This window comes from Bradyrhizobium sp. HKCCYLR20261, assembly GCF_051168435.1.
GTDB lineage: Bacteria > Pseudomonadota > Alphaproteobacteria > Rhizobiales > Xanthobacteraceae > Bradyrhizobium.
Genome location: NZ_JBNPUZ010000009.1, coordinates 150,003 through 175,603 on the forward strand (window position 1 = coordinate 150,003; position 25,601 = coordinate 175,603).

The following is a 25,601-nucleotide window of genomic DNA, read 5'->3' on the forward strand; positions in this document are numbered from 1 at the left end:
AAGAGTTCTTGCCCGTCTTCCTCCTCGTCGTCATGCCCGGGCTTGTCCCGGGCATCCACGTCCTTCCGCGCATGTCGAACGACGTGGATGGCCGGGACGAGCCCGGCCATGACGGTGTGGAAAGAGCTGAACTCAAGCTTGGATCCTCGTCTGCGAGGACCCCGCAGCGTCACGGCGGTGGTTGTGTCGGGCGGCAAATCCGCTAAAACCCCATGCAATTACATTGAACTTGCCAAGGATTCCCGGATGAACATTCTTCCCAACAACATGCGGTTCGGTGCGGGCCAGCCCGTCAAGCGGCTCGAGGATCAGCGGCTGCTGACCGGGAAGGGGCAGTTCATCGACGACAAGCCGGAAGACGGCGCGCTCTGGCTCTATGTCCTGCGCTCGCCGCATGCGCATGCCAGGATCCTGTCGGTCGACACCGCCGCCGCGCGCGAGATCGCCGGCGTGGAGGCGATCTACACCGGCGCCGACCTCGTGGCCGACGACATCGGCAGCATCCCGACCTTGGCGATCTTCAAGCGTCCCGACGGCAAGCCGATGACCGTGCCGCCGCGCCGTCTGCTGGCGCACGAGATCGTGCGCTTCACCGGCGAGGCTGTCGCGGCCGTGGTCGCCACCTCGCGCGTGATCGCGCAGGAGGCGGCTGAGGCGATCGTGGTCGACTACGAGGTGCTGCCGGCTGTCACTGATCCGGTGAAGGCGATCGAGCCAGGCGCGCCCGCGGTGTGGGCCGAGGCGCCCGACAACATCGTCGCGGCGATGAGCTATGGCGATGCCGCCAAGGTCGAGGAGGCCTTCGCCAGCGCCCCGCACAAGGTGTCGCTCGACATCACCAGTCAGCGCCTGGTGCCCTCCGCGATGGAGCCGCGCTCGACCATCGCCGAGATCGAGAAGAAGACCGGCCGGCTCCTCCTGTCCGTGCAGTCGCAGACCCCGGCCTCGACCCGCGACGTGCTCGCCGACGCCGTGCTGAAGCGGCCGAAGGAGAGCATCCGCGTGCTGGTCGGCGACATCGGCGGCGGCTTCGGCCAGAAGACCAACCTCTATCCCGAGGACGGCATCGTCGCCTATGCCGCGACCAAGCTGTCCAAGAAGATCCGCTGGCGCGCCGAGCGCACCGACGAGTTCGTCGGCGGCACGCATGGTCGCGACCTCACCTCGACCGCTGAGTTCGCGCTCGATGCCAAGGGCAAGGTGCTGGCCTATCGCGTGCGCTCGATCGGCGCCACCGGCGCATACTCCTCCGGCGCGGCCAACATCATCCCGCTGGTGCTCGGCCCGTTCGTGCAGACCGGCGTCTATGACCTGCCGCTGGTGCATTTCGAGATCAAGACCGTCATGACGCACACCGCGCCGGTCGGCGCCTATCGTGGCGCCGGGCGGCCTGAGGCGGTGTTCATCGTCGAGCGGCTGTTCGACACCGCCGCGCGCCAGATCGGCATCGATCCGCGCACCATCCGGAAAGCGAACTACATCAAGCCGACGCAGCTGCCCTACACGAACGCCGTCGGCCAGGTGTATGATTCCGGCGCCTTCGCCCACATGCTCGAGCGCGCCGCCAAGCTCGCCGACTGGGACGGCTTCAACGCCCGCAAGCGCGAAGCCAGGAAGCGCGGCATGCTGTATGGCCGTGGCCTGACCTCCTACATCGAATGGACCGGCGGCCGCGCCCACACCGAGAAGGTGTCGCTGCACGCGACGTCCGAAGGCCGCGTGATCCTGCATTCCGGCACGATGGCGATGGGGCAGGGGCTGCAGACGACCTACACCCAGATGATCTCCGATACGTTGGGCATCCCGCTCGACAAGATCGAAATCGTGCAGGGCGACACGGATCTCGCCACCGGCTTCGGTAGCGTCGGCTCGCGCTCGCTGTTCGTCGGCGGCACCGCCGTCGCGGTGTCCTCGAACGACCTGATCACCAAGGCGCGCGAGAAGGCCTCGAACCTCTTGGAGACCGCGGTCGAGGACATTGAGTATCGTGACGGTGTCCTCACCGTCGTCGGCACCGATCGCCGCATCAGCCTGTTCGACATTGCGCAGAAGGAGCAGGGCGCCAAGCTGTCGGTTGACAGCGAAGGCGAGGTCGATGGTCCGAGCTGGCCGAACGGCACGCATATCTGCGAGGTCGAGATCGATCCGGACACCGGCATCAGCCGCGTGGTGCGCTACACCACGGTCGACGACGTCGGCGTCGCGGTGAACCCGATGCTGGTGGCCGGCCAGATCCATGGCGGCGTCGCCCAGGGCATCGGCCAGGCGCTGTACGAGAACGTCGCCTATGATGCCGACGGCCAGCTGCTGACCGCGACCTATCAGGACTACTGCATCCCGCGCGCCGACGACGTGCCCCCGATCGCGGTCACGCTCGACGATTCCGCGCCGTGCAAGACCAATCCGCTGGGCGCCAAGGGCTGCGGCGAATCCGGCGCCATCGGCGGCCCGCCCTGCGTCACCAACGGCGTCATGGACGCGCTGTTCGAATTGGGGATCACCAATTTGCAGACCCCGCTGACGCCGGAAAAGGTGTGGGCTGCGATCCGGGATGCCAAGGCGAAGAAGGCGGCGGCGTAAGTCCGGAGCACAGAGGCTTCTACAGAGCCCTTTGGATCCGAGCCCTCACCACGAGCACACTGCGCTCCCCTCCCCCTTGCGGGGAGGGGTCGGGGGTGGGGGTCTCCGGGCGCCGAACGTAGTTGAGCGCGCCAATCGATCTCGGCGTGCTCGCGGGTTGATCGAGTGCAAACGTTGGACTGAATCAGCCGCGCTGATGATCTAGTTTCCTCATAGTCAGCATTCGGGGACCCCCACCCCCAACCCCTCCCCGCAAGGGGGAGGGGAGCGCACCGGCGTTGGAGCGGCAGCCCGGGTCCAGCTCCTAAATGTTGCTCACCTGAGATCAGACAGCGGGACACGGATCGCTGATCGGCAGCTCGAGCCTCACGCTGAAATCACCTGCTCCACCGTCGAAGCGTAAGCGGCCGCCATGGGCTTGTGCGACCTCGTTGGCGATCGCAAGTCCGAGCCCGGAGCCGTGCGAGCCAGTGCCCTTCTGGAATGGCACCAGCAAACCGGCCTGCGCCTCCGCCGCAATGCCCGGCCCATCATCCCAGACGACGATCGCGACACTCTCCGCTGTCCGCTCCACCCGCACCATCAGCCGCGTCTTCGCCCCATGCGCCAGCGCATTGTGGATCAGATTGGCGAGCGCCTCGCGCAGGCTGATAGCATCTCCTGCGACGACGACATCGTCGTCGGAGGCCACGAAGCTCACGGAGACTTCGCGGTCCAGCGACAGCGGGACGCTCTGCGACAGCACGGACTTGGCCAGCGCGTTGATGTCGGTCGGCGCGAGGCGAGGTGCCTGCGCGCGGTGCTGGATCATCGCGTGATCGAGCAACTGACTGGTGAGGCGCGCAAGATCCCCGATGCGGCCGCGCAGCCGGTCGAGCGCCTTCGGATCGCTGGTCTGATCGCTCAGCAGCTCGACCTCGGCGTCGATCGCCGCCAGCGGCGTCCGCAACTGATGCGTCGCATCGGCGATGAAGCGCTGCATCAGCGCGATGCGCTCGGCGAGGCGCTGCATGAAGCCGTCGATGGCGCCGACCAGGGCGCGGACCTCGCGCGGCGGCGTGATCGCGATCGGGCTGAGATCGTCCGGGCGGCGCTTGACGATCTCGGCCTCGAGGCGCGTCAGCGGCGCGAACACCAGCCGCAGGCACAACGCGGTCGCGACCAGCGCCAGCAGGCTCATCGCCGCGATCAGGCCGATGGCCTTCGACGCGAGATCCCAGGTCAGCGCGTCCCGCGCGCGCAACGTCTGCGCCAGTACGATCTCGCTCCAGCCGTCGCCGGAGGCACCATCGAGCCTGCGCGCCACCGCGGCGATGCGCACCGGCTGGTCGCGGTAGACGCCATCGCGCAGCACGACGCCCTCGCGCAACGCGCTCTTGGGCGCCTGGATCGTGAGATCGTCATAGCCGGCGATGACCACGCCGCGCGGATCGGTGACGCGATAGAACACGAGGTCATAGGCCGACAGCGTCGCAAACGCGGCGGCCGGCGGATCGAGCGTCACCACGCCGCCTTGCATGTAGATGTTCTCCGCGACCTGCACCGCGCCGCCGGCGAGCAGCTTGTCATAGGCGTCGCGCGCGGCCGTCGCGGCGTATTGCCAGGCGGCGAGACTGAGTACGACCGCGCCGACCGCCAGGATCGCGCCGATCGCGATCAGGAGCCGCGCGCGCAGCGACGTCCTGAGGTCACGAAGCGTGGAGCTGATAGCCAAGGCCGCGCTCGGTCTTGATTTCGACTGTCGTCGCCGCCAGCTTGCGCCTGAGACGCGCGATGAACTGCTCGACCGCGTTGGGACTCGGATCCTGGTCGAAGCTGAACAGCTGCTCGACCAGTTCGTCCTTCGCCACATAGCGCCCGGGACGGGCGGCCAGGATCTCCAGCACGGTGAGTTCGCGGCGCGTCAGGTCGAGCGGTTGGCCGGCGACGCTCGCGGTCCGCCCGGCGCGATCGATCACCAGCGGCCCGAGCGTCAGCAGATTGTCGGATTGGCCGGCGGCACGGCGGAGCAGGGCGCGGGCGCGCGCCTCCAGCTCGCGATAGTCGAACGGCTTGATCAGGTAGTCGTCAGCGCCGAGATCCAGCGCGCCGATGCGGTCGTCGACCGCCGAGCGCGCGGTCAGCACCAGCACCGGCGTGCGCAGGCCGCGCTTGCGCAAATGCTTGAGCACGGCGAAGCCGTCCATGTTCGGCAGCATCACGTCGAGCACGATCAGATCATAGGTCTGCACCTCGATCAGCTCGCTCGCGGTGCGGCCGTCCTTCTCCCAGTCGACGGCGTAGCCGATCCGCTCGAACCGGCTGGTCACGGCGGCGCCGATCTCGGGCGTGTCTTCCACCAGCAGGATGCGCAAGGTCGTGGTCTCAGTCCCGGAGTCAGGTTCGCGTCAGTCTCCTCCTCTATCACTTCGAACAAGGGCGCCGAAGTGCACCAGGCGAAATTTCGCGCTGCAACATAGAGGGGAGGACGCATGACCGTCCATCAGACACCATCCCAGTTCGAGCCGCTGCTCTCCGTCGAGGGCGTGACGCTCCAGTATAAGACGCCGGACACCCTGGTCACGGCGACCTATCGTGTCGATTTCAAGGTGTTCGATTCCGACCGCTTCGTGCTGCTCGGACCGTCCGGCTGCGGCAAGTCCACGCTTCTGAAGGCGATCGGCGGCTATCTGAAGCCGACCGAAGGCCGCATCCGGCTCAAGGGCCACGAGGTCACCGAGCCCGGCCCGGACCGGATGATGGTGTTCCAGGAATTCGACCAGCTCTTGCCCTGGAAGACGGTGCGCGAGAACGTCGTGTTCGCGCTGACCGCGAGCGGCCGGCTGAGCACTGATGAGGCGCAGGAGCGCGCCAAGTCCTACATCGACAAGGTCGGCCTGACCAAGTTCATCGACTCCTATCCGCACATGCTCTCCGGCGGCATGAAGCAGCGCGTCGCGATCGCGAGGGGCATGGCGATGGAGCCGGACGTGCTGCTGATGGACGAGCCGTTCGCGGCGCTCGACGCGCTGACCCGGCGCAAGATGCAGGACGAGCTGCTGCAGCTGTGGCAGGACACCCGCTTCACCGTGCTGTTCGTGACGCATTCGATCGAGGAGGCGATCAAGATCGGCTCGCGCATCCTGTTGCTGTCGCCGCATCCCGGGCGCGTCCGCGCCGAGCTCAACAGCGTGCCGCCGGGCACGATGGGCTCGCCCGAGCAGGTCGCGCTCGAAGGGCGCATCAACGACATGCTGTTCGGCCATCACTAAAGGGACGGGAGAGAGATCATGAGCGAGACGCTGACGCTGCGCCCCGAAATCGTCAATGCGGAGACCCCCCTCGGCGATGTCAAGGTCGAGGCGAGCCTGTCCTGGCTGGAACGCATCTACCGCTTCGGTGCGGTCCGCAAGGCCATCATCCTGGTCGCCCTGGCCGCGCTGTGGCAGGCCTATGGATTGTGGCTCGGCAATCCGCTTCTGTTTCCGACCTTCACCGACACGCTGTCCGCCTTTTTCGACAACATCGCCAATGGCGTCATCCCCGCGCGCACTCTGGTGTCGCTGGAGACCCTGCTGATCGGCTACGGCGTCGGCATCCTGCTCGCCGCAGTGCTGACCACGATCGCGATCGGCTCGCGGATCGGCGCCGATCTGCTGGAGGCGCTGACCTCGATGTTCAACCCGCTGCCGGCGATCGCGCTGCTGCCGCTGGCGCTGATCTGGTTCGGCCTCGGCAAGGGGAGCATCATCTTCGTACTGGTGCATTCGGTGCTGTGGGCGATCGCGCTCAACACCCATTCCGGCTTCCGATCGGTGTCGAACACCCTGCGCATGGTCGGCCTGAACTACGGCCTGCGCGGGCTGAAGCTGGTGCGCTTCATCCTGATCCCCGCCGCCTTCCCGGCGATCCTGACCGGCCTGAAGGTCGGCTGGGCCTTCGCCTGGCGCACCCTGATCGCCGCCGAGCTGGTGTTCGGCGTGTCCTCGGGCTCGGGCGGGCTCGGTTGGTTCATCTTCGAGAACCGCAACCAGCTGGAGACGGCCAACGTGTTCGCCGGCCTGTTCACCGTGATCATCATCGGCCTCGTGATCGAGAACGTCGTGTTCGCCACCATCGAGCGCAAGACGGTGCGGCGCTGGGGCATGCAGCACTGATGAGCTATAAGCAAAACAACAAGGAGAGGGAGACGACCATGTCCTGGAGCAAATCACTCACCGCCGCAGCATTCGGCCTCGCCGTGATGCTCGGCGCCACCGGCGCGCAGGCCGAAGTCAAGGAGATCAGACTCTCCAAGGGCTACGGCATCCTCTATCTGCCACTGATCGTGATGGAGGATCAGAAGCTGATGGAGAAGCAGGCCGAGAAGGCCGGCCTCGGTCCGTTCAAGGTCAGCTGGCAGCTGCTCGACGGCGGCAACATCATCAACGACGCGATGATGGCCGGCTCGCTCGACATCGCCGGCACCGGCGCGCCGGGATTCATCACGCTGTGGGCCAAGGCCAAGGGCATTCCGGCGGTGGAAGTGGTCGGCGTCAGCGGTCTCAGCTCGACCTCGCTGTGGATGAACAGCAACAATCCCGAGATCAAGTCTCTGAAGGACTTCAAGCCGAGCGACAAGATCGCGCTGCCGGGCATCAAGACCTCGCTGTCGGCGGTCATCCTGCAGATGATGGCGGCGCATGAGTTCGGCAAGGAGAACTACGCCAAGCTCGATCCGATGACGGTCGGCCTGCCGCATCCGGAAGCGGTGGCGGCGCTCGTCTCGGGCAAGACCGAGATCACGGCGCATTTCACTTCGCCGCCGTTCTCCTATATCGAGCTGAAGGATCCCAAGATCCACCGGGTCGCCAATTCGGCCGACGTGCTCGGACGGTTGACGATGGACGTGGTGTTCGCACCGAAGCGCTTCGTGGACGCCAATCCCAAGGTCGTGCAGGCCTTCCTCGACGCGCTCGATGAGGCCTGCACCCTGATCGCCAACGACAAGGCCGCCGCCGCCGAGATCTATGCCCGCACCGCCAAGGTGAAGACCACCAAGGAAGAGGTGCTGGAGATGCTGCAGGACAAGGACACTTGGTTCTCCGCCACGCCTGAAGGCGTGCTCAGAATAGCCGAGTTCATGCACGGCGTCGGCTCGATCAAGGTGAAGCCGGCGAGCTGGCAGGACATGTTCGTCACCCAGTTGCGCGACCGGAAGGGGAGCTGAGGCGAGGGCGCAGCGTGTCCCGCTGCAAGACATCGACCCAACTTTCTCCGCCCGTCATTCCGGGCCGCGCGTAGCGCGAGCCCGGAATCCATACTCCCGAACGTGGGTGTGACGAAGGCAAGCGCCACAGCCATCCCGCGCCACACTTCCGCTCGTGGCTCATGGATTCCGGGCTCATCCGCGCTGCGCGCGAATGCCCCGGAATGACAGCCTTTTGCGGCTCGTATCAACGGCGGCTCATCACTCACACCTCCCGTGCGGCGGCCCCTCACCCCAACCCTCTCCCCGTGCAGAACGGGGAGAGGCGGCGCACCGCCGTCGGCGCAGCAGCTGTGCCTCTTGCTCGGTGAATCTTTGCAAGTGGCGCAATGTGTTGCCCAAGCGGCGGTCTGCCCCCTCTCCCCGTTCTTCACGGGGAGAGGGTCGGGGTGAGGGGCCGCGGCACGGGTGGTATGAATTGTTAGACTCCGGACCGCTCCGAAGATGTCGTCCGGAAGGATCTGCCGGAACTCCACTGAACCTCCGACTCGATGTTCGAGACCCACCTCCGGCGGCGTCATTGCGCCGTCGCCAAAGCTGTGCTGTGTGATGGCGACACAACCGGACGAAGAGGGGGACGCGCGATGCGGAAATTGCTGACCGTGCTGGCGGCGCTGATGACGCTGAGCCTGACCAATTGCGGCTACAATTCCATCCAGACCAATGACGAGCAGGTCAAGGCGGCCTGGTCCGAGGTGGTCAACCAGTATCAGCGCCGCGCCGATCTCGTGCCCAACCTCGTCAACAGCGTGAAGGGCTTCGCGCAGCAGGAAAAGGACGTGCTGCTCGGCGTCACCAACGCCCGCGCCAAGGTCGGCAGCATCCAGGCCACGCCGGACGTGGTCAACGATGCCGCCGCATTGCAGAAGTTCCAGGCGGCGCAAAGCGAGCTAACCGGTGCGCTGTCGCGGCTGCTGGTCGTCACCGAAAACTATCCGCAGCTGAAATCGGACCAGCTGTTCCGCGACCTGATGTCCCAGCTCGAGGGCACCGAGAACCGCATCACCGTGGCGCGCAACCGCTACATCAAGTCGGTGCAGGAGTATAACGTCGGCATCCGCACCTTCCCGAACAACCTGACGGCGATGATGTTCGGCTACAAGGAGAAGGCCAACTTCACGGTCGAGAACGAGCGCGAGATCTCGGTCGCGCCCAAGGTCGACTTCAACGCGCCGTCGCCCGCGCCCGCCAAGTAGCCGGAGCTTCCGCTCGTGCGCGCGCTGCCGGTCGTCAAGGCGCTGCTTGCGACATTCCTCGTCTGCCTCGCCACGCTGGTGTGGGCGGATGTCGCTGTGCCGCCTCTGACCGGCCGCGTCGTCGACCAGACCGGCACGCTGTCGTCGTCCGATATCGCCAGCCTGACGCAGAAGCTCAAGGATCTGGAGACCCGCAAGGGCAGCCAGGTCGCGGTGCTGATCGTGCCGACGACGCAGCCGGAGACGATCGAGCAGTTCGCGATCCGCGTGGCCGAGGCCTGGAAGATCGGGCGCAAGAAGGTCGATGACGGCGCGCTGCTGGTGATTGCCAAGAATGATCGCAAGCTGCGCATCGAGGTCGGCTACGGCCTCGAGGGCAGCCTGACCGACGTCACCGCGCGGCGCATCATCGACGAGGTCATCACGCCAAAGTTCCGTCAGGGCGATTTCGCCGGCGGCATCGATGCCGGCGTCGACCGCATCATCGGCGTGATCAATGGCGAGACCCTGCCGGTGCCGCAGCCACAGGCCTCGCATGGCGACGATCTCGACTTCGATTCCATCACTTCGTTCGCGCCGGTAGCGCTGTTCGGCGCGCTGGTGATCGGCGGCATCCTGCGCACGCTGCTCGGCCGCCTGCTGGGCTCCTTCGCCACCGGCGGCGCCATGGGCGTCATTGCCTGGCTGATGGTCGGATCGGTGGGCCTCGCCGCGCTGTCGGGGATCGCCGGCTTCATCATTGCCTTCATCGCCGACAGTTTTGCCTCGATGTCGGGCCCGGGCAGCGGCCGCCGCGGCGGCTGGTCTGGTGGCTCGTCGTCATCGGGCTGGAGCAGCGGCAGCAGCAGTTCGAGCGACAGCGGCAGCTTCTCCGGCGGCGGCGGCAGTTTTGGCGGCGGCGGCGCCTCGGGCAGCTGGTGAGGGGGGGGGCGACCATGAGCATCACACGGATCGGCCGTCACCTGCTGCACCACCACTGGCAGCTCAAGCGCATCTTCACGCCGGGTGTGCTGGCGCGCATCGAGCAGGCGATCGCGGCCGGCGAGCGCACGCATGCGGGGCAGGTCCGTTTCGTCGTCGAGGGCGCGCTCGATGGCCGGCCGCTGTGGCACAACCAGCCGCCGCGCGAGCGCGCGCTCGATGTGTTCTCGCAACTGCGTATCTGGGACACCGCTGATAACAACGGCGTCCTGATCTATCTGCTGCTGGCCGATCGCGATGTCGAGATCATCGCCGACCGCGGCATCCATGATCGCGTCGGTGCGGACGGCTGGGAGACGATTTGCCGCGCGATGGAGGCCGAGTTCCGCGCCGGGCGTTTCGAGCAGGGCGTGATGCAGGGCATTCAGGCGGTCTCACGCGAGCTCGCCAAGCACTATCCACCGCACGCCGGCGAGACGAACGAACTGCCCGACGCGCCGGTGGTGATGTAGCTCAGATCGTGCCGTGTGTTTACGCCAGCCGCTCGCGCTCACCCCGGCTGGATGCGAGCGCGCGCCGCTCTCACCCCGTCATTGCGAGCGCAGCGAAGCAATCCAGAGTCCCACCCGCCGTCCTGGATTGCTTCGCTGCGCTCGCAATGACGCGGAGAGAGCACGGTATTACAGCTCATACCTTTGTCTCAGCTGCGCCCGTAGCGTCGCGTCATCGCCTGCGCCAGCTCCGCCATCTTCGCGCGCAGCTCGGGCGGGTCGAGCACCTCGGCCTCCGGGCCGAACCGCAGCAACTCGCCCGCCGCATGCCATAGCGTCGTCCCGGTCGGGATCGTGGCGATCCGCCAGCCGTCGGCGTCGGCTTCGTCGGCGATGCGTGTGCGTGCCCGCACGTAAGGCTGGCTCCAGACCTCCAGCAGTTTCACGCCGAGCGGCGACAGGCGCACGGTGGCCGCATTCGGATGCATCTCGGCCTCGAGCCGCTCCGTCGCGGCGCGCCAATAGGCGGCGAGGTCGAAATCGGCCGGCCGCGCGAAGCTGTCGTTCGTCACCGCGCAATCGAGGATGCGCGCGACGCGATAGGTCCGCACGCTGCGCTCGACCCCTCCTGCGAGATACCAGTTGCCGCCCTTGAGCACGAGGCCGAGCGGCGCGATGCGGCGGCGCTTCTCGGCGCGCCAGGTCTGGTAGCGAATGTCCACCAGGACCTCGCGCAGCAGCGCATCGGCAATGGGACGCAGATGCTGCGGCTCCTCGGCCTCGCCGAACCAGCCAGGCGCATCGAGATGGAACCGCGCCTGCATGCGTCCGGCAGTGGCCCGCGACGCCTGCGGCAGCGCGGCCACGAGCTTGCTCTGCGCCGCGCTCATCGCGCCGTCGAGGCCGAGCGCCGCGGCCGGGCCGGGCAGGCCCGCCATAAACAGCGCGTCGGTCTCCGCCGGCGATAGCCCGTTCAGTCGCACGCGATAGCCGTCGAGCAGACGAAAGCCGCCCTCGGCGCCGCGCTCGGCATAGACGGGAATGCCCGCGGCCGACAGCGCATCGATGTCGCGATAGATCGTGCGCACCGAGACCTCGCAGGCCTCTGCGAGCTCGGGCGCCGAAGCCTGGCCCTTGGCCTGCAGGGTGGTGAGGATCGAAAGCAGACGGCTGGCGCGCATGCCGCGGTTAAACCATACCTGACATGGATTGTCAGGTATGCTGTGCGACAAGCCGGAGATCGCAACGAACCAGGGGAGGAGACCATCATGGCAACCGACGACACCATCACGCTGTATTATTCGCCGCAGACCCGCGCCGCCGGCGCGCGCATCCTGCTTGAGGAACTCGGCGCGCCGTATCATCTGCACGTTCTCAACATGAAGGCCGGCGAACAGCGCAAGCCGGAGTTCCTGGCGATCAATCCGCTCGGCAAGGTGCCGACGGTCGGCCATCGCGGCCAGATCGTGACCGAGCAGGTCGCGATCTTCATCTATCTCGCCGATCTGTTCCCGCAGGCCGGCCTGACGCCCGCGCTCGACGATCCCCTGCGCGGGCCCTACTTGCGCTGGATCGCCTATTACGGCTCCTCGTTCGAGCCGGCGGTGATCGATCATTTCATGAAGCGCGAGCCCGCGCCCGTCACGCAGTCGCCCTACGCCGACTACGAGACGATGCTATCAGCGCTCGAGGCGCAGCTCGCCAAGGGGCCCTATCTGTTCGGCGAACGCATGACGGCCGCCGACATTCTCTGGGGCGTCGCCTTCAACTGGACGATGATGTTCGGCATCGTGCCGCGCAAGGACGTGTTCGTCCGCTATGCCGAGCGCATCACCCAGCGTCCCGCCTTCCAGCGCGTGACCGCGTCGGATGTCGAGATGGCGGCACAGCACGCGGCGGCCGCAGGCTGACCCAACGATGCCCGAGGTGAGCGGCGCCGCCGCTCACCGCGCTAGATCTTCATCTTCAGCCGATAGGCATAGCTGTCGCCGCGAAACAGGCCCTCGACATATTCCAGCATGCGGTTGGTCGGATCGTAGGTCCGGCGCTTGATCAGCAGCGAGGGCAGCGGTTCGGTGAAGCCGAAGATCGAGCACTCCTCCGCATCGGGCGAGGTGGCCTCGATGGTCTGCTCGCAATGATCCGGTGGCGCGCCATGCGCGGCGAGATACGCATAGACCGAGCCCGACAGATCGGCCTGCTCGAGGCTCTGGCAGGCATCAAGGCTATACCACGCGACCTCGCGTGACAGCGGCACGCCGTCGCCAAAACGCACGCGAACGAGCTTGAGAAACCGCGCCGTCGACGGCAGGCCGAAGATCGAGGCGATCAGCCGATCGCTGAGCGCCTGTCGTTCGAGAATCTTGGAGGACGGCTTGCGGCCGAGCTCCTCCATCTCCTGCGTGAAGCCCTTGAGGCGGTTCATGCCGGGCTCGAGAACGGTCTCCGGCTTCTGCACGATGTAGCCGAGCCGGCCATGCGCCGCGAGCAGCCGCCGCTTGCGCAGCGCATCGTAGGTGTTCTGCACGGTCGTCCGGCTGAGGCCCAGTTCAGCCGCGAGATGGCGCTCGGCCGGCATCGTCGCGCCAGGCGCAACCGCGCCCTGCTCGATCATGGCCGCGAGCTGCTCTTCGAGCTGGCGATACAGCGGCATCGCCGTGTCTTCGCGAAGCTTGAGACGATCGATCAGGCTGTCGAGCTTGGGTGGGGAGCTTTTGCTGCGGTTCAATTCTCTACATGACCGTTGTAAAATCGAGTGAAAATGACCTAGCGGCGCGACTTCTATCCCGATTGTTGCGCCGAGATCAACGGACGTTCATGCCAAACGACGGTCTTCTCTTTGTCATAGGTAGCTTCGTTGCAGCAAGTGCCGCCAAGGTTGAAAGATTCCCGCGGCCCGGCGAATCCATGACCGCGAACGCCTTTGCCCTGGAGCCCGGAGGCAAGGGGCTCAACCTCGCGGTGGCCTGCCGGCGATTGGGCACGCAGGTCGACGGCATCGTGCCGATTGGCGACGACATGCTCTCCGGCCTTGCCGCATCGGCGCTGGACCGCGCCGGGCTTCCCGGCGAGATGCTTCGCCGGCTTCCCGGTCCGACCGGCGCGGGCATCGGCTTCATCGATGCGCAAGGCGAGAATTGCCTGGCCGTCTTCCCTGGTGCGAACGGGCGTCTGAGTGCCGAGGATGTGCGCGAGAAGCGCAGCGCGATCGCGCGCGCGGACATCATCATGGCCCAGTTCGAGGTCGGCGATGCGCCGATCATCGCGGCGTTCGAGATTGCGCGCGACGCGGGCAGGGCGACGTTGCTCACCCCATCGCCGTTGCGTCCGCTCGACCCGCGGCTGCTCGCGCTGACGACCATCCTGGTTGTCAATGCCAATGAGGCTGCGGACTTGGCCTCTGATCTCGCGGGTGACGTGAGGCCGAGCTTCGATGCTGAACTGACCGACGCAGGACTTGGAGCGATCCAGGCTTTGGCCGAGGCGATCATGGCGAGGGGGCCCGCGATCGTCGTCGTGACGCTCGGCCGGGGCGGCGCCGTGTTCTGCCGCAGCGGCCAGCCGCCGTTTCACCAGCCGAGCTTTCCGGTCGTCGCGGTCGATACGCTCGGCGCGGGCGATGCCTTTGCGGCGGGGCTCGCGGTCAGTCTCGCTGAGGGGCAATCGCCGGAGAATGCGATGGCGTTTGCGAGCGCCTGCGGCGCCATTCTTGCCAGCACGTGGGGCGTGTTCGACGCCTTTCCCGACCGCGCTGCCGTCGAGGCCCTGCTGCGCGCCCATCGCTGATCGCACGCGGTCGGAAAACGGCCTGTGCGACCCGCTCACCTCCCGCGCCACGCTCCCTGAGGAATTCTAAACAGAGGGGCTTGTTTTGGACTGTGTTTGGACCTTTAATGGCTGCAAGGGTATTCGGGGCGGGTTGCGGTCAAGCCGATCGCAGCGTGCTCCGGCCCTTCGGGCATGGGGCCGTTCGCAAGCGCCTGAGGTGGTTGCGCGAGGTTGAGTCATGCCCGCGTGAATGCCTCTGGCCGTTGGACATGACCGACGCGTTATTCGTTGAGATCATCGGAGCGATCTATCAGGCGGCCCATGATCAGACGGTCTGGCCGGACGTGGTCGAGAAGCTGCGGACTTTGCTGCAGGGGTCCAGAGCCTGCCTCGTCAGGATCGGACCGGATCGCCGTCCCGGCGATCTCATCGCGCCTAGCAACGATCCCGCCTTCCAGGATCGCTACATGGCCGAGTTCCTGGACGAGCCCAACATCATCGAGGACACGCTGCTCCGGGCCCCCGTCGGTCTCGTCTATCATGACCTCGATCGGATCGGGCGCGAGACGCTCCGCGACAGCCGCCTGTGGAACGAATGGATGGCGCCGCAGGACATGTATGGCGGACTGACCGTCAAGCTTTATGAGTTCGGATCGTCGGCGTGGTTCTTCGACGTCCAGCGCGGCCGCGACCAGCCGCCATTCACCTCGTCGGATGTCGGGCTGCTTGAATCTGTGACGCCGCATCTGCGGCGCGCCTTGGAGCTGAGCCGGTCGATCGGCCTGTCAAAGCTGTCCTGGGCGACCTTGCAGCATCTGCCGATCGGGTTGATGGTGGTCGACAGCGCGCAGCATGTGGCGGCGCTGAATGCTCCGGCGGAGCGCATTCTCGCCGCTGCGGGCGCCGCGCTGTCCGTGCGCAGGGGCATCCTCGCAGCCGCCAGCCCGCAGAAGAACGCGCAATTGCAGCGCTTCCTTGCCGATGCCTGCGCTGCCTCTCATTCCGCTGATCATGCGGCGGGCGGCGACATCATGTTCGGCGAGCTCGACGGCGACGGCGCGCCGCTGCTGGCGCTGTCGATCTGTCCCGCGCGGGTCGGAGACATTCCCACGCTGGCGCCATGCGCCATCGTGATTTTGCGCAAGATCGCGCCGGAGACGCCGGCCGGCTTCGTCGACGAACTACGCCGGCTGTTCGACCTCACGCCGAAGGAAGCCGATATCGCGGCCGTGCTGAGCTCCGGCCGCTCGCTCAAGGACGTCGCGGCCGGCTCCGGCATCAAGTTCAGCACCGCGCGCAGCCATCTCGAGCGGATCTTTCGCAAGACCGGGACGAAGCAGCAGAGCCAGCTCGTCGCGGTGCTGAAGGACGTCCAGCTGATTCTTCAGCGCGAATGATGGCAGTGCGCCGTCGGCGGTCGGCCGTCGGTCCGTGACTCCCCACGTAATCCGTCGCGATCGACTATGCGCTGAGCCAATTGCGCCAGCACGTCTCCCATCCAGAATGTGCTCCGCGCATGCCAGCGCGTCAGCACCGCGCACGCATGTCGATCGCATCGTCCGCAAGACCGGCACCGGCCGGCAGAGCCGGCTCGTGGCCGTCCTCGAGGACGAGCAACTGACAACGCCGCGCGACGAGACAACCGCTTCCAAAGTCCTGGCACGCTGATGATGTCGCCCCCGCTGTCATCGTCCGAAAAGCGGACGATCCATTGCGCTTCGGTCCACGATGTCGCGGAGGACTGGATGCTCCGCCTTCGCGGAGCATGACAGCGGTGGGGGCGACGAAAGCACGACTCGAAGCAAGCGCAGGCTCGCAGGAAACGCTCGTCTCGGCGCAGCTCTGTCCGAGTCGTTGATGTGGCAGGCCAGACACAATCGGACATCATCTGCAGGCCGTTCTACAGAGTTCCGCCATTTGCCGGACGTCGGCGCCGGTCGTGCCGGTGCACTGTTTGAACGAGCAGATGAGCCGCACGTCGCGGGCGAGGCATCGAGATGTCGCGCCCCACTCCGACGCGCGCCGGATCAAGGAGTTGCCGATGAAGTCGCTGATGTCGTGTCTGTCGTCCGCCGCGGTGATGGCTGTCATAGCCGTCGCGTCTGCTTCGACCGCGTCGGCGCAGCAGGTTTGCGACGTTGGCGGCGCGCCAAGCGGAACGGCTACGGGTGCAAGCTCTTTTGCTTGCGGCAGCAACGCGCAGGCAACCGGGGCCCTCAGCATGGCAATTGGAAGATTTGCATTGGCGTCCCGTGACTCGGCAAGTGCTATCGGAAACGGCACTACGGCGTCGGCGAACTACGCAACGGCTCTCGGCAACGGCGCCTATGCGCCCGGCCTCCAATCAACCGCGGTGGGAGCTGCCACTGCCGTCCTCGGCGGATCCAGCACCGCTGTCGGCTTCCAGGCTGCTGTCGGAAACAACGGCACCAACGGCGTGGCAATCGGCTCAGGCGCACTCGTGCTCGAGGCAAATGGTGCGGCGTTCGGTTCGAATTCGGAGGTCAGGGCGGCCAACGGAACGGCGCTCGGCAATGGCGCATCGGTCACGGCGGCGAACAGTGTGGCCATCGGCACAGGATCGGTCGCCAACCAGGCCAACACCGTCTCGATGGGCGCCGTCGGTAACGAGCGCCGGGTGACCAACGTCGCCGCCGGTGTCAGTGCGACCGACGCGGTCAATGTCAGCCAGCTCACGGCGGTGGCCAATAATCTCGGCGGCGCCGTGCAGGGCCAGCTCGATGGCCTGCAGAGCAGGATCGGCGGGCTCCAGACGCAGGTCAACGGCCTGCAGACCCAGGTCAACGACAATCTGCGCGAGGCCCGGGCCGGCATCGCGCTGGCGATGGCCGCCGGCGCGCTGCAATTCGACCAGCGTCCGGGCAAGGTGTCGGTCGCCGGCGCCTATGGCAACTTCAAGGGCTATTCGGGCCTTGCGGTCGGCGTCGGCTATGCCGTGACCGAACGCCTGCGCTTCAATGCGACGTTCTCGGGCACGCCGGATCAGAACGCCTATGGCGGCGTCGTCTCGGGCTCCATCACGCTGAACTGAGCTCGTGCGTCTCGAACTCTCGCTGCCCTGCCTTTGCGTCGTCGCGGCCGGTCTGGTGCTGGGAGTGCTCTCCAGTCCCAGCGTCAGCCGCGCCGAGCCGCCGCTGAAGCTGGTGCAGGCCCCACCGGAGCGCGAGGCGCCGGCGCCGGCCGGGACGATCGCGCCGGAGCCCGCGAAGCCACGTCCGGCCAAGCCGGCGCCGCCGAATGGGTCGGCGCGCGCGGCCCCCGCGCCTGCGCCGCTGGCCAGCGGGATCGCCGCGCCCGCGGTCGATGCCGCTGGTCTCAGCCAGCCGCAGACTCCCGAGCCCGTGATGCATGCGGCGCGCGCGGGCCTTGGGCCCTGCCTGCCCGCGGTCGAGCGCGGTGCCGCCTCCAGCATCGATGCGCCTCACAACGCCGTCTCCAACTGGTACCCCGGCGCGCCCAATCTCCACGCCTTCTCGTCGATCGCGGCGCAGACCTATCCGTCGGCGATGGCGCCGCGCGCAGCCTCCATCCTGCTGGCGACACCATCGGCGACCGGCTGCGACGCCAGCGCGATCCAGGTGTTTCCGACCGCCCGGTCGTGCGCCGATGTCGAGCAGGAGTTTCTCAAGAGCGGTCCGGCGATCGGCCGGGTCGCCGGCCTGCCGGTGTTCAAGATGAATGGCGGCCACCGCCTGCTGATGCCGAGCGCCGGCAATGGCTGCGTCATCATCGGCCTCACCGTGCAATACGTCCCCGCCGCCCCGCCACCGCCGCCGTCGATCGTGGCGCCGAGTGCCGAAGGGGCGGGGACGCAACCGCAAGCTGCCCAGGCGAAGAAGTAGACGTTTGCAGGAAGCCAGCTCTTCTCAGCATGCGTTCGGGGAGCGCGCCTTGTGGCCATCCATGATGAGCCGCGGCGCGCTCCTTCTCAGGATCCTGAACTGATTCCGTTACCGCTTGATCTGCGCAAGTTGACGGTCGAAATCGGCGGCATCAAAGTAGTCCCGCCACACCGTGATCATGCCGTTCGCGACGGTAATCGTCCCCATCACGGGAAGCGTGATGGTCCCGCCGCTCTGGTGGGTGAAGACATCGACGCGCTCGTTGAGCACGACGTTGCCGTCGGCGGCGATCGCGGTGACCTTCCAGTCGACGGTGAACGCCGTCCCGATGCCGAAGCCTTCATGAAACTGACGGACATTGTCGCGCCCGACAATGTCGGGGAACGGTACGTTGTCGTAGAGCACGTCGTCGGACAGCATTGCGAGGGCCTCGTCGATGCGGTTGGCGCTCCAATGCGCGAAGAAAGTCTTGGCGATGTCGATCGGTTCGGAGGATGCCATTATGCGTTTCCTTGTTTCTGAGTTCCGAATTTGTCACTCCGTCATGCCCGGGCTTGTCCCGGGCATCCACGTCGTTCGGCACGCTGGGAACGACGTGGATGGCCGGGACAAGCCCGGCCATGACGGCGCTGAGAGAGAGGAGCCCAATCTTCGATTGTCATGTGCGGCAGCCCTGGTGGGCGGCTGCGGTCAGTCGAACTTGACGAGATTGAGCGCGGGCAGCGGGCCGCCCGGGAACTGGACGAGACGTGCGCCGATCGAAAGCGGACCGAGATCGATGCCGAAGAAGCCGAGGCGGTCGATCAGCGCGCCAAGCTCGGCTTTCGCGTCCGCATCGTCGCCCGAATAGAACAGCACGCGCCGGCCGCCTTCGCTGCGGGGATCGCCCGCCAGCACCGGCGCGAGCAGATGGTTGAACGCCTTGATGACGCGAGCGCCCGGCACCATGCCGGCGACGATCTCCGAGGACGTGCGGCCATGAAGCTCGGCCGGCTTGAACAGCGGCGCCTCGATCGGATTGTTGGCGTCGATCACGATCCTCCCGGCGAAGTTCGGCAGGCCGGCGAGCGCCGCTGGAAGCTTCGACCAGTTCACTGCGACGACAACGATGTCCTTTGCCGCGGCCTCCTCGCGCGTGCTGGCGCGGATGCTCGGCCCGATCTCGGCGACGGTCTCTGCAAGGCTGTCGGGGCCGCGGCTGTTGGAGAGCGTTGCCGCGATGCCGTTGCGGGCGAGCGTCGCAGCGACGGCGCGGCCGATATTCCCCGCGCCGATGATGCCGATGCTGGGATCACGCCGTGCCGGTTCGGACGTTTCGTTGAAGCTTATCATCACGCGCCTGCCTTTCATGTCACGTTGTTCGTCAGCGGCGGACCGTCCAGCGTTTCTCGCTGCGGGCCACATTCGTTCAGGTCCAGTCGTCCGCTGAAGTCACCATGCCCGAAGCCGAGCGGCAGGATTAGCCGGCCGTGGCTTGCATGATTTTCAACGAATGTTTTAAAGTGGAGGCGTGGAAACTCTCGCCAATCTCGAGTCCTTCATCCGCAGCGCGGAGCAGGGCAGCTTCTCGGAGGCTGCGCGGCGCCTGTCGATCACGCCCGCTGCGGTGAGCCGCAACGTCGCGACCCTGGAGCGCAACCTCGGTGTGCGCCTGTTCCAGCGCTCGACGCGGAAGCTGACCCTCACCGAAGCCGGTGAAGCGTTCCGCGCGGCGATTGCCGACAACCTCGAAAGCCTGCAGGCGGCGATCGCGGGGATTGCGACGGACAAGGGCGATCCGGCCGGGACTCTCAAAGTCAGCATGCCCCCGACGCTGGGCATGATGTACATACTGCCTCAGTTGTCGAGCTTCAGGGCGCGCCACCCGCGCATCAGGCCGGAGTGGCATTTCGAGACTCGCCAGGTCGATCTCATCGCCGAAGGCTATGACGTCGCGATCGGCGGCGGCTTCGACCGCTCCGCCGGGATCGTGGCCCGCGCGCTGGCGCCTGCGCATATCATCGCGGTCGCTTCCCCCGCCTATCTGAAAGGGCGCAAGCTGCCGGCCGATCCCGGCCGGCTGCGCGAGATGGACGGCATCGTCATGCGCTCGCTCGATACGGGACGTATCCGGCAATGGACCATGCGCGACGTCACCGGCCGGGAAATGGCCGCGCCGCTTCCTGCGACCCTTGTGGTGAATGATCCCGTGGCGATGCGCGAGGCCGCACTGCTCGGCCTCGGCGTCACCTTGACCGCCAGCGCCGACGTCCTGCCGGCCTTGGAATCGGGAGCGCTGCTGCGCCTCGTTCCCAACTGGTACGCCGACGCCGGCGCGATCTCGATCTACTACGCATCGCGCAAGCTGCTGCCGGGCAAGACCCGCGTCTTCGTCGACTGGGTCGCCGAGGCGTTCAAGACGCAGCGTCTGGCCGAGCGTTTCGCGGGCAGTCTCCGGTAGCTGGTCGTTGCCGGAAGCGGGTCATCTTGAGCCCTCGGGATCAACGGTCACGACATGGGGTGACGTCATGTGTGCCGAACGCCACAGTCAGAAGGGTCGAGGCATGCAACGGGCATGGACCATGACATTCCCCAGTCAGTCCTTCTCTGTTCAGCCAGGTCGCCCATGAATGATCATACCACGCAGCTCCTCGATCGCTTCCAGGCCAGCTGGTCACGCTTCCACGGCAGCGCGCCGCCGCTGGCGTATGTTCTCAGGAGCGCGCAGCGAACGCCCTGGGTGCGTTTCCACGCTGTGCCGAATTCCAAGCGCTACGCGGACAGCGCTGAGGAGCGTCAGGAGATTCTGCACCGGGCGAACGCGTTAGGAACTGAGATCCTCTCCCCTGACTCGGATTGCTGGCTGGTCCAATGCCGCGCCGAGGGAGAGACGATGTCATCTCCCGCTGCATCCTCGTTCAAGCCTGACGCGTCCTTTCGATTCCCCGACGCCGAGGATGACGACCATCAATGGATCGCAGCGGTGACTTTGGTGCGCTGGCAAGAGAGGAGCTTCGACGACTTGCTGATAGCCAGAGCTGACGGTGAGACAGGGCCAACCTTGTGGATGAACGGCAGCAACGGAGCGATCTTCGCGCCTTACGACGGTGGCTTCGACCTGTTTGCTGCCTCTGTTGCCGACGTGAACCGTCTCAAGGCACGCCATGCGGATTGGCTGTCGCGCCATCCTGACGGCCTGTGATCCTATTGTGCAAATGCGGGTGATACTGGCGCATTCAGATTCTTAGCCCGCACGACGGGCAATTCCCGCAATCCCCTCATGCGCCATTTGCCCGTCGAGCCAGTTTGCCGCACGCTTCGCCCTTGTGTTGTCGGGCAAATCACGACGATGATCCCGGCCATCCCGCCTGCGATGAAGAGGGGCGTGTCGGCCGATCGTCACGAGACGTGGCAGCGGGGAGCGGTGGCCGTGTCGGGCTTGGGGCTTCGCGATGAGCGGGGCCGACGAGCAAGCCGGATGCGGACGGTCAAGTCGTAGGGTCCTGGCATCCCGATGCCGATGCCAAGTTCGTACGCGGGCTTCGCCTGCTGCGGATGACGGTGACCAGAAAGCCCGGCGCACCGGGGAGACTACGAAGCAGCCGTAAAGCCATCGCGCAGGGAAGGCCGGGTGTGTCCGGCTGAGCCTGTGGTTCCTGCCCCGTGCACTCTTTTCCCGCACGGGGGCCGCGGGTATCAGTCGATACCCGGTCTTCCCTGCGCCCTCCGACGAGTCGGGAGGGAGACACGCTTGCCAAACCTCGGGCGCAATCGTGCCGCGAGCTCGTGCCGTGCTGCTCGCGGTGCTGAACAGAGCGCGCGTCGCCGCGTCCCGATCAGCCGCATATTCAGGCACCGCTTGCCACACGAGTTCCACTTTGTTGGCGCAAATCCGCCCCGGATGAATCCCTAAAACTCAGCCAAGCCTTCGAAAAGTAAGATTTTAGCAATCAATCAAACGCTAACTAAAGTTACCAAGTGCTCAACGTCATGCGGAGACTCTGAACGTGAGCGAGAAACAGGCCGAACGTGCCAGCCTCGATATGGGCCTTGGCATGGCCAAGGATGGCGCAGAGCCGGTACTGAACACCCCCGCATCTCCCGAAGTCGCCGAGTCCGCCGTGCCTGCGGTTGCCGCGGTCGCACAGCCGATGATCGCGCCGGATCACGAAGCGCCTGCGGCGGACGTGCCGGGGCAACTCGTGAGCGAGACCAAGCCGGTCGTGGCGGAAGCCGCTGCGACGAAGACGGAGGCCAAGCCAGAGGCCGTTGCCATGATCACGGAGCAGGCCAACGTCGAGCCGGCCAAGATCGAGCCGGCCAAGATCGAACCGACTCCGATGACCCATTCAGAGCCGGCGCCGATCCAGGACAACGCCGAAGCGATCAAGGCCGAGCCGGCCAAGCCTGAGACCGCAAAGGCCGAGCCTGCAAAGATGGAGGCCGCAAAGCCTGCGCCTGCCAAGCCCGAGCCCGGCAGGATCAACCTCGCCAAGCCGCTGCCCGGCAAGTCCGAGGCCGCGACCACCTCGAACACCGCAAAATCGTCGCCGACGATTCTCGACCTGATGCGGACCGAACCGGTGAAATCTCCACCGATCAAGACCGCTGCCGCCGGCGAACCGCTCAAGGTCGACACCCCCAAACTGTCATCGCTCGCGGCGAGCGCGCCCAAGATCGGGCCGATGGCGGCCACGCCGTCCAAATCGGAGATCAAGCCCGATAGGAAGGCGGAGCTGCCGAACAAGGCCGACGTGTCGGCCAAGCCGGCAGCCACGGCGAAGCCGGAGCCCGTCTCCAAGCCCGAGCTGGCGGCCAAGCCCGATCTGGCGATCAAGCCGGAATCGGCTGCGCCTGCGGCTGCGGCGTTCAAGCCCGACCTGGCCGCGAAACGCCCGGCCGCAGCAAATGTCGAGACGGCGGCGAAGGCCGGCATCGCCAGCGCCGCGGTGGACAAGGCTGCGGCCTGGGCCAAAGCGAAGTTCAAGCCCGAGCCGACCCCGGTCGATGCGGCGAAGACGGCCAGCCCCGCAGCAGCGGCCGGTGCCGCCGCGCCGCAGCCGGGCGTGATCGCGGCGCAGCGCGCCGCGGCCGCGCGCCTCGGCCTTCCCGCGATGGCTGCCATCCTGCTGCTGGCGATGGTCGTCGGCGGAGTCGCCGGAGGTCTGGTCACGGCCACCTTCGTCAAGCGCAGTGGCGGCGAGGTCGCCGGCGGCACGGCGGAGACGACCACCGATCCCACGCTCGCCGCCACCGTGGCGCGGATCGACGGGGATATCGCCGCGCTCAAAGCGAGCCTCGACCAGACCAATCAGACCAGCCTGGTCGAACTCAACAAGTCGGCCGAGCGCATCGACCGGCTGGAGAAGATCCTGGGCGAGCTGTCGACCAAGTCCTCGGCCAAGCCGAGCGAATTGCAGCGCCTGAGCGACGCGGTGGAGCGGCTGCGCGCGGCGCAGGCGTCCGCCACGGCGCAGCAGCCGGCGACGCGCGACGCCAACGCATCTGTCCCGCAGGCCGTCGGCGCCATCAATGCCGCTGCGCCGCCTGCAGGCGTGGCCACCAGGCAGGAAGCGAGCCGGATGCTTGAAGCCGCGCGCGCCGAAGCAGCCAAGTCCGAAGCAGCCAAGTCCGAGGCCGCAAGGGCAGAGGCGAGCCGGGCCGCCGAAGCGGCGCGGGCCGAGGCCAGCAAGCCGAAGGTTGTCGACGGCTGGGTGCTGCGCGACGTCGGCCGTGGCGGGGCGCTGATCGAGGGCCGCGGCGGCCTCTATGAAGTCTACGCCGGCGATCCCGTGCCGGGCCTCGGCAAGGTCGACGCCATCCGCAAGCAGGACGGCCGCTGGGTCGTCGTCACCACCAAGGGGCTTGTCGTCGCGCGCTGACGGACCATCTTCTCGTGAACGCAGTCGACGAGGCGCCTCACCGGCACGTGAGGCGCCTCGTCGCACAATTGGCTCCAGCCGCCGCCTTTCGGCTATGTTCGAGGGCTAGCAGGCCGTCAGTTGCGTCTACGTCGGAAGCGAGGAGGCCGGTCTTGCGACTGTCTGTCATTGGTCTTGTGCTGCTGGGCCTGAGCTCGCTCGCCCACGCCGACGAGAGCGCGCCGCTGGAGCGCGGCACCGCGATCCTCGAGCCGTTCGCGCTACGCGAGCTCGACAAAGGCGCGTTCGGGCTCGGCGCGATGCTCGCGAAAAGCGAAGCGCCGCTGACCGGCGCCGCGCTGTTCGCGCTGCCTGCCATGGTGCCCGTACGCAAGGCGCTCGACGCCGAGTTCGACCGCTATGTCGACAAGCACAAGGCGACGTTGCCGAACGAAAGCATCGGCGTCGGCAATGCCTACGCATTCCAATTGTTCGACCGCGCGGTGCTGGATTCTTCCGACGCCCGCTTCGTGCTGGCCGGAATCGTCAACCGCATGGACCGCGCTTTCGTCGATCCCGCACATTGCGGCGAGGTGCGGCTGCTGTATCGCCTGACGCGGACCACGCCGCCCGAGGCCAAGGGGGGCGAGGTCGCGTCGCCCAGGCTGCCGATGACGCTGAACGTCGTGCTCAAGGCGCGCGGCGACGAGCAGGCCAAGAGCGACAGGCCGAGCTGCGCCGACATCGCGCGCCGCTGGCTCGCGACCGCCAACCTGCAACTGACCGGCGCCGAGCTGGCGGCCAAGCTGGCCGCGCCCGACGGACCATTGGCGCTGATCCGACCGGAGAACATCCACCGCATCGAGACCAATCTGCAGATCGCGCATGCGCCGAAATCGGCGGTACGCGATTTCCGCACCGACTACATGATGAAGGTGTTCGACTATCAGGCCGCGAGCAACAGCTTCGAGGAGGCGGTGCTGGAGGATCAGGTCGATCGCGACCGGCTGCTCGCCGACGCGGATCTCGCGCGCGAATTCAAGGCGTGGCTGCTCGAGCCGGTCAATCTCGCCGCGTTCGATCGCGGCATGGCGGTGATCCCGGACAAGTTCCTGGCCAAGGTCGCGGTGGCGCCGACGCCCACCGGCTTCGTCAATTCGGATCTGCTGCCGGCCTATGGGCTGGTGCAGGGAGAGGAAGGGAAGGGCGCGGTCTTCAGCGAGGCCGACGTGGTCGGGGCGCTGGAGAAGGCGGCCGCGCAGGGGGTAACGCTGCAGACCATTCAATCGGTCGCCGGTTTCGAGCGGCGCCTGAACGATTCGAGCTGCGGCGGCTGCCACCAGACCCGCGGCATCGGCGGCTTCCATGTCCCGGGCGTCGACTGGATGGCCGAGAAGCCGTCCAACACCACCGTGGTGCCGGCCTCGCCGCACTTCTTCGGCGACCAGGTCCGCCGTCGCGACATCCTCACTGCCTTCGCCGAGGGCCGCGCACCCGATTTCTCGCGCGGCTTCGCCAGCCGCCCGCAACTGCGCGGCAGCGACGAACTCGCCGGTACGGTCTACAATGACGGCTGGGGCGGCCATTGCTACGCGGCCAAGAGCGAGGCCGCCGGCAACGACAGGAGCTTTTCGACCTGGACCTGCGCCGCGAAGCTGTCCTGTCAGACCGGCCCCGCGACGCGCTTCGGCATGTGCTTCATCGCGACGCGCTAG

General features: G+C 66.7%; 22 protein-coding genes and 2 pseudogenes. 17 read left to right on the forward strand and 7 right to left on the reverse strand.

Annotated elements, in window-relative coordinates; genetic code table 11:
• Positions 1–246: 246 nt before the first annotated feature.
• Positions 247–2,580: a xanthine dehydrogenase family protein molybdopterin-binding subunit gene (locus ACQR1L_RS21975; protein WP_434859998.1), complete on the forward strand. Its 2,334-nt coding sequence runs from the start codon at positions 247–249 to the stop codon at positions 2,578–2,580.
• 325 nt (positions 2,581–2,905) lie between these two features.
• On the opposite strand, the gene ACQR1L_RS21980 is transcribed toward ACQR1L_RS21975, so the two are convergent.
• Positions 2,906–4,294, reverse strand: a complete 1,389-nt coding sequence (locus ACQR1L_RS21980; protein WP_434859999.1) for a sensor histidine kinase — start codon at positions 4,292–4,294, stop codon at positions 2,906–2,908.
• Complete coding sequence (locus tag ACQR1L_RS21985) at positions 4,269–4,934, reverse strand: response regulator (protein ID WP_434860000.1); 666 nt, start codon at positions 4,932–4,934, stop codon at positions 4,269–4,271. Before ACQR1L_RS21985 ends, ACQR1L_RS21980 begins: the two co-directional genes overlap by 26 nt.
• 117 nt (positions 4,935–5,051) lie before the next feature.
• Between ACQR1L_RS21985 and ACQR1L_RS21990 the strand changes: the two genes are divergently transcribed.
• The 6 genes from ACQR1L_RS21990 (at position 5,052) to ACQR1L_RS22015 (ending at position 10,436) form a co-directional block, all read left to right on the forward strand.
• Entirely contained in the window at positions 5,052–5,831 is a 780-nt protein-coding gene (locus ACQR1L_RS21990; RefSeq protein WP_434860001.1) for an ABC transporter ATP-binding protein, read from the forward strand.
• Between the two features lie 18 nt (positions 5,832–5,849).
• Entirely contained in the window at positions 5,850–6,716 is an 867-nt protein-coding gene (locus ACQR1L_RS21995) for an ABC transporter permease (protein WP_434860002.1), read from the forward strand.
• Positions 6,717–6,754: 38 nt separating this feature from the next.
• Complete coding sequence (locus tag ACQR1L_RS22000) at positions 6,755–7,768, forward strand: ABC transporter substrate-binding protein (protein WP_434860003.1); 1,014 nt, start codon at positions 6,755–6,757, stop codon at positions 7,766–7,768.
• Positions 7,769–8,391: 623 nt separating this feature from the next.
• The gene (locus tag ACQR1L_RS22005; protein WP_434860004.1) at positions 8,392–9,003 is read left to right on the forward strand and encodes a LemA family protein; all 612 of its coding nucleotides are present in this window, start codon (positions 8,392–8,394) and stop codon (positions 9,001–9,003) included.
• 15 nt (positions 9,004–9,018) lie between these two features.
• A complete protein-coding gene (locus tag ACQR1L_RS22010) occupies positions 9,019–9,924 on the forward strand; it encodes a TPM domain-containing protein (protein ID WP_434860005.1) in 906 nt (301 codons plus the stop codon).
• 14 nt (positions 9,925–9,938) lie between these two features.
• On the forward strand, positions 9,939–10,436 hold the full coding sequence (locus ACQR1L_RS22015; RefSeq protein WP_434860006.1) for a TPM domain-containing protein: 498 nt from the start codon (positions 9,939–9,941) through the stop codon (positions 10,434–10,436).
• Positions 10,437–10,624: 188 nt separating this feature from the next.
• Here ACQR1L_RS22015 and ACQR1L_RS22020 read toward each other — a convergent pair whose 3' ends face one another.
• Entirely contained in the window at positions 10,625–11,596 is a 972-nt protein-coding gene (locus tag ACQR1L_RS22020; protein WP_434860007.1) for a helix-turn-helix transcriptional regulator, read from the reverse strand.
• 87 nt (positions 11,597–11,683) lie between these two features.
• Here ACQR1L_RS22020 and ACQR1L_RS22025 point away from each other — a divergent pair, with 87 nt between their 5' ends.
• Positions 11,684–12,325 carry a glutathione S-transferase family protein gene (locus ACQR1L_RS22025; RefSeq protein ID WP_434860008.1) on the forward strand — a complete coding sequence of 214 codons (642 nt, stop codon included), beginning with the start codon at positions 11,684–11,686 and terminating at the stop codon, positions 12,323–12,325.
• A 41-nt stretch (positions 12,326–12,366) separates the two neighbouring features.
• Here the strand turns inward: ACQR1L_RS22025 and ACQR1L_RS22030 are convergent, their stop codons facing one another.
• Positions 12,367–13,143, reverse strand: a complete 777-nt coding sequence (locus ACQR1L_RS22030; RefSeq protein WP_434860009.1) for a GntR family transcriptional regulator — start codon at positions 13,141–13,143, stop codon at positions 12,367–12,369.
• An 8-nt stretch (positions 13,144–13,151) separates the two neighbouring features.
• On the opposite strand from ACQR1L_RS22030, the gene ACQR1L_RS22035 reads away from it, so the two are divergent.
• Positions 13,152–14,201, forward strand: coding sequence for a ribokinase (locus tag ACQR1L_RS22035; RefSeq protein WP_434860010.1), 1,050 nt, complete (start codon positions 13,152–13,154; stop codon positions 14,199–14,201).
• A gap of 251 nt (positions 14,202–14,452) precedes the next feature.
• Positions 14,453–15,580 (forward strand): helix-turn-helix transcriptional regulator, encoded by a 1,128-nt coding sequence (locus ACQR1L_RS22040; RefSeq protein WP_434860011.1) that lies wholly within the window; start codon positions 14,453–14,455, stop codon positions 15,578–15,580.
• Positions 15,581–16,067: 487 nt separating this feature from the next.
• On the opposite strand, the gene ACQR1L_RS22045 is transcribed toward ACQR1L_RS22040, so the two are convergent.
• Entirely contained in the window at positions 16,068–16,274 is a 207-nt protein-coding gene (locus ACQR1L_RS22045; RefSeq protein ID WP_434860085.1) for a hypothetical protein, read from the reverse strand.
• Here ACQR1L_RS22045 and ACQR1L_RS22050 point away from each other — a divergent pair.
• From ACQR1L_RS22050 to ACQR1L_RS22060, 3 genes and pseudogenes are all read left to right on the forward strand, one after another.
• Positions 16,264–16,413 (forward strand): annotated as a pseudogene (locus ACQR1L_RS22050) (hypothetical protein); the annotation flags it as partial. The gene ACQR1L_RS22045 and the pseudogene ACQR1L_RS22050 overlap by 11 nt on opposite strands.
• A 12-nt stretch (positions 16,414–16,425) precedes the next feature.
• Positions 16,426–17,235, forward strand: coding sequence for a YadA family autotransporter adhesin (locus ACQR1L_RS22055; protein ID WP_434860080.1), 810 nt, complete (start codon positions 16,426–16,428; stop codon positions 17,233–17,235).
• A gap of 4 nt (positions 17,236–17,239) precedes the next feature.
• Positions 17,240–18,046 (forward strand): hypothetical protein, encoded by an 807-nt coding sequence (locus ACQR1L_RS22060; protein WP_434860012.1) that lies wholly within the window; start codon positions 17,240–17,242, stop codon positions 18,044–18,046.
• Between the two features lie 108 nt (positions 18,047–18,154).
• On the opposite strand, the gene ACQR1L_RS22065 is transcribed toward ACQR1L_RS22060, so the two are convergent.
• A complete protein-coding gene (locus ACQR1L_RS22065) occupies positions 18,155–18,547 on the reverse strand; it encodes a limonene-1,2-epoxide hydrolase family protein (protein WP_434860013.1) in 393 nt (130 codons plus the stop codon).
• Positions 18,548–18,736: 189 nt separating this feature from the next.
• Entirely contained in the window at positions 18,737–19,378 is a 642-nt protein-coding gene (locus ACQR1L_RS22070) for an NADPH-dependent F420 reductase (protein ID WP_434860014.1), read from the reverse strand.
• 178 nt (positions 19,379–19,556) lie between these two features.
• Between ACQR1L_RS22070 and ACQR1L_RS22075 the strand changes: the two genes are divergently transcribed.
• The 4 genes and pseudogenes from ACQR1L_RS22075 to ACQR1L_RS22090 all read left to right on the forward strand — a co-directional run bounded on the left by ACQR1L_RS22075 (position 19,557) and on the right by ACQR1L_RS22090 (position 25,601).
• Positions 19,557–20,486, forward strand: a complete 930-nt coding sequence (locus ACQR1L_RS22075; RefSeq protein ID WP_434860015.1) for a LysR substrate-binding domain-containing protein — start codon at positions 19,557–19,559, stop codon at positions 20,484–20,486.
• A gap of 165 nt (positions 20,487–20,651) precedes the next feature.
• Positions 20,652–21,227, forward strand: coding sequence for a DUF3885 domain-containing protein (locus ACQR1L_RS22080; RefSeq protein ID WP_434860016.1), 576 nt, complete (start codon positions 20,652–20,654; stop codon positions 21,225–21,227).
• Between the two features lie 2,500 nt (positions 21,228–23,727).
• Positions 23,728–23,907: pseudogene (locus ACQR1L_RS22085) on the forward strand (hypothetical protein); the annotation flags it as partial.
• 152 nt (positions 23,908–24,059) lie between these two features.
• Positions 24,060–25,601 carry a hypothetical protein gene (locus ACQR1L_RS22090; RefSeq protein WP_434860017.1) on the forward strand — a complete coding sequence of 514 codons (1,542 nt, stop codon included), beginning with the start codon at positions 24,060–24,062 and terminating at the stop codon, positions 25,599–25,601.